The sequence below is a fragment of the Methylobacterium sp. A52T genome, from assembly GCF_053346095.1.
On sequence record NZ_JBKFBI010000243.1, the window covers coordinates 1 to 4,491 of the forward strand.

Consider the following 4,491-nt stretch of genomic DNA (forward strand, 5'->3'; position numbering starts at 1 on the left):
CTTTGCCGGGTACGCGCTGGCGACCGGCCTGCCGGTGGAGGTCGTGCCGGAGGTGGGCTTCAGCTACGACCGGCTGACGCGGGGCCGGGTGTCCGAGCGGGGCGGTCTGGTCGGGCAAGGTCTGGTCGGGCAGGGGTTCGGCGGGCAGGGGTTCGCGGTGGCCGATCTCGACGCGGCGCGCAGCCTCGTCGGCGGGCGGGTGACGAGCTGGGCGTTGGCGGACATTCCGGACCTGCGGCTGGAGGGTCGGGCGTACTGGGCGCACGAGCTGGCCGACACGGCGGCGGTGGTTCGCTCGAGCCTGTTCGGGGCGGGGTTCGCGGGCCGGACGAGCGCGCTGGGGCGGGACGGCGCGGTTCTGGGGGTGAGCCTGACGGGGGCGGTCGCCGAGGGCGTGCGGCTGTCGGTGGGCTATGCCGGCGACGTCCGAACGGGCGCCACCGCCCAGGTCTTCTCCGCCGGCCTCCAGGCCGCGTGGTGAGGGCCTCTTGAGCCACGCTCCTCGTCGCGGCCGGGTCGCTCCCGGCACCCGTGCCCATCCCGTCTGCGCCCTCGTCCGCCGAACCCCGGCCAGAGGGTCGTGTGCCTGACTCCGCGTCAGAGGCGTCGTTGAGGAGCCAACTCGAGAGCGGACGCGCCGCGAACTGGCGTGGCCGTCTGATCCGCCGCGGCCGAGTAGGTTTCAGCCGTCCCCTTCTGCCTACGCTTCGCGGCGTAGAGGGCCGCGTCGGCGTGGCGCAGCAGCACGTCGCGGTCCTGTCCGGCCTCCCGTGACCGCGCGAGGCCGATCGTTCCCGTCACCCGCGCGATCTGACCCTGCCCCTTCATGACCATCTCGAGGTCGTGCAGGAGGCGCCGCACCATCGCCTGCACGCCCGCGCCGTCGCGGGCGGCAGGCACCAGGATCGCGAACTCGTCGCCCCCCAACCGTGCCGGGAAGCAACCGGCGTAGCAGGGCGCACGCAACCGCTCGGCCACGCGACGCAGAACCTCGTCGCCGGCCGCATGCCCGAGGCGATCGTTCACGCCCTTGAAGCCGTCGAGGTCGATCAGGAGGACAGCCACATCGTCGTCGGAAGCGCGCGCCTCGCGCAGCCGCGCGTCGAGCGCGCGGTGGAACTCGGCTCGGTTGGCGAGTTGCGTCAGGTCATCGGTGCGCGCCTGATGGCGGAGACGCTGCTCCAAGCTGTGCCGTTCGGTGATGTCCTGGATCAGGCCGATGAGGGCGACGGGCTTACCCTTGACCAACTCGATCTCGCAGGAGCACCGCACGCGCCGGGCATTGCCCTTGGCTGTCACGAAATCGGCGTCCATCTCGAACGGCTCGCCCGTGTCCAGCACGCGCCTGACGGCCGCGCGGAAGAGGGCGCGATCGGGCTCGGGAAAGAAGTTCATGATCGCGCCGATCGGCACACCGCCGCTGACGGGCATTTCGTGAATGACGAAGACGCCGTCCGACCAGGAGGTCGACTGCGTCTCGATATCGTAGCGGTACGAGCCCATCTCGGCCATGCGCTCCGCCTGCTTGAACTGGCGGCGCTCACGCTCCAGGCCCTCGACGGCCATCCGGCGCTCTTCGGCAGCCTCGGCTGCGCGCAGGGCCACGGCGCGCGCCTCGATCAGCGCCTCCGCGACGCAGGCCAACTCTTCGAGCACCTCCAGGTCTGTCGTCGTCGGCTCGCGGGGCTGTTCATCGAGGACGCAGAGCGTGCCGATCGTGATCTTGTCGCCGTCGGCCTGCCGGACGCGGACCGGCACGCCCGCGTAGTAGCGGATGTACGGGGCGTTCGTGACGAAGGGGCTGGCCACGAAGCGCCGGTCGAGGCTGGCATCCGCCACGATCAGCGGAGCCTCCGTCTCGAACACGACGGGGCAGAACGCCTGGGCACGCGGCGTCTCGGCCGCCAAGGGACCGCAACGCGCCTTGAACCACTGGCGCTCCGGGTCGATCAGGGTGATCGAGGACATGCCGGTGCCGAGCATGCGCTGCGCGAGCCTGGCGAGTGCGTCGAACTCACGCTCCGGCGGCGTGTCGAGGAGGGCGATCTCGGCCAGCGCCTGCTGGCGGAGTGCCTCACGTTGGGTATTCGATATGGTCCCCTGCAGCACTGTTCGACCTCGCCGGAGCCAAGAGGGTGTCCCGGGAATACGACGAGAAGGTTTAATCGAGGGTGCGATAGCCTGACCTTTCATCGAGGCCCGGCTTCGCCCTGGGACCGACGCTGTCCGGCACGCGCGCAGGGGCCGCTCTCACCGCTCCTCTCCCGCGAGCCGGCCGGAGGCTGTCCAGCCTGGCGGCGCTTCGGCAGCGACCCGGGGCCGCCGTTCCGACGAACATGGCCCCTCCCGGGGGAAAACAGCCGCGTGTCCGGCGCTGCGGACTTCGGCCGGCGACGGGAGCTTCCGGGCCTGGATCGCCGACCCGTGCGAGAAGCCGCGAGAAGCCGCGAGAAGCCGCGAGACGGCGCGAGCGCGTCAGGTGGCTGCCCGCAGGGTGATCCGCGTCAGCTCCGACGGACGCCCGAGCCGGAGGGCGAAGCCGGGCCAGAGCCCGGTGCCGTTGCTGACGTAGAGCCGCATGGCCCCGACCCGGTACGCCCCCGAGACGAACCCGGAATTGCCGCGCGCCACCAGCCGGTCCAGGCCGCGGATCATGCCGCCGTGGGTGTGGCCGGAGAGCTGGAGCGCCACGCCGCGCACCGCGGCCCGCGCGGCGTTGGCCGGCTGGTGATCCAGCAGAACGATCGGCGCGCCCGGCGGTGCGCCCGCCAGGGCCGCGTCGAGGTCGGGCCCCGGATGCCCCGTGGCGGGCGCGGAGCGGTCGGTGACGCCGGCCAGCACCAGCGCGGCGCTCCCGCGCCTCAGGATCGTGTGGGTGTTGGCGAGGACGCGGATCCCCAACGCCGCGAGATGGCGCATCCAGGCGTCGTGGTCGAAGAAGTACTCGTGGTTGCCGGGCACGGCCCAGACACCGTCGCGCGCGCGCAGGGCCCGCAGCGGCGCGACGTCGTCTCGCCGGGCCTCCAGCGAACCGTCGATGAAGTCGCCGGTCACGACGATGAGGTCGGCCTGGAGGGCGTCGGCCCGCGCGACGACGGCCCGCGCCCAGGCGGCCGGGAACAGGCGGCTGATATGCAGGTCGGTCAGGTGCAGGATCGTGTAGCCGTCGAGGCCGGGGGGCAGGTCCGCGATCGCGACCGGGACGTCCTTCAGCGGCGGCACGCGCACGGCCTGCCACACGGCGACGGCCGAGAGGCCCGCGGCCGTCGGGGCCACCGCGATGCGCCAGGCGGTCGGGATCGCCCAGCCGCCCCCGGGCAGCGCCAGCGCGATCAGCGCGACGGCATCGAGGGCGAGCTGCATCACCGCCGCCAGCGCGATCGCACCGAACGCCCAGTTGAACAGGATGACGACGGGGCGCGGAAATTCCGGCGCGAAGACCGAACCGGAGGAGAGGCGGCTCCACAGGTGGTACTGGGAGGCGACCAGGAGGAGCGCGGCGAGGCCGAGTCTGAGCGCGAGCGGCACCGGCAGGGGCCACACCACCCGCGCGATGACGTAGGCCGCGGGCAGGCTGGGGATGAGGCGGATCATGGGCGGCTACATGGACCGGGCGACGGCCGAAAGGCAAAGCTTGCGCCGGGCCGCCCGCACGCGGCGGCTCATCGGCTCGCCTCGCGGGGGTCGAGAGGCACCCTCTGCCGGTCCGTCGCCCGCCCCGCCTACCCCCGCCGCGCCCGGAGAGTGTCGGCGTCAGCGCGCGCCCGGATCGAACCAGGCGCGCAGCGGATCGAGGGTGGTCTCGTGCGCCAGCGGGGGCGACGCGCCGTCCGGGGCCGCCATGCCCACGCGGTCGTGCCAGTACGTCGCCAGCCCCACCTGCGCCGTCCCCACGAGGTCGAAGGCCGAGCCCGCGACGAACAGGCAGCGCGCCGGCTCGACCCCGAGGGCCTGCAGTCCCAGCCGGTAGGGACGCGGATCCGGCTTGTAGAAGCCGGCGCGCTCCGCCGTGACGACCGCGTCGAGCTCGACCCCCACGCAATGGGCGGCGATGCGACCCAGACGTTCGGAGCAGTTGGTCACGACGCCGAGCCGCACGGAGCGCGCCGCGAGCGCCCGCAGGGTCTCCGTCACACCGGGCCAGGGCCGGAGCTCGCCGTAGCGGTCCTCGAGGTCCGCCGCGAGGCGGCGCGGCAGGCCCACCGCCTCGGCGGCCTCGGCCACGAGATCCTCGTAGGGCCGGTACGCCCCCGTCCGGTAGGTGATCCGCAGGTACTCGGCCCGCCACCGGCGGCCGGCCTCCGCGCTGCCGGCGACCGAGTCCCACAGGGACCAGCTGTCGAGCAGGGCCGTCAGGAGGTCGAACAGGACGGCGTCGAACCGATGGGCTGTCATGATGGGCTTCTCCTTCCGTATCGGGCGCCGCATCGGGCGGCGTCGGCGCCGGGGGGCCTCGGGCCGCGCCGACGGGGCCCGGAGCGCGCGTCGGTC

The 4,491-nt window shown here is 73.3% G+C and carries 4 protein-coding genes; 1 reads left to right on the forward strand and 3 read right to left on the reverse strand.

Annotated features, from left to right (window positions below):
• On the forward strand, positions 1-481 hold a 481-nt coding region (locus ACLBYE_RS29755), incomplete at its 5' end, for an autotransporter outer membrane beta-barrel domain-containing protein (RefSeq protein WP_447696914.1).
• 116 nt (positions 482-597) lie between these two features.
• Here ACLBYE_RS29755 and ACLBYE_RS29760 read toward each other — a convergent pair.
• From ACLBYE_RS29760 to ACLBYE_RS29770, 3 genes are all read right to left on the reverse strand, one after another.
• A complete protein-coding gene (locus ACLBYE_RS29760; protein WP_447696917.1) occupies positions 598-2,094 on the reverse strand; it encodes a diguanylate cyclase domain-containing protein in 1,497 nt (498 codons plus the stop codon).
• A gap of 381 nt (positions 2,095-2,475) precedes the next feature.
• The gene (locus ACLBYE_RS29765) at positions 2,476-3,594 is read right to left on the reverse strand and encodes a metallophosphoesterase (protein WP_447696915.1); all 1,119 of its coding nucleotides are present in this window, start codon (positions 3,592-3,594) and stop codon (positions 2,476-2,478) included.
• 159 nt (positions 3,595-3,753) lie between these two features.
• Positions 3,754-4,395: an HAD-IA family hydrolase gene (locus ACLBYE_RS29770; protein WP_447696916.1), complete on the reverse strand. Its 642-nt coding sequence runs from the start codon at positions 4,393-4,395 to the stop codon at positions 3,754-3,756.
• Between the last annotated feature and the right edge of the window lie 96 nt (positions 4,396-4,491).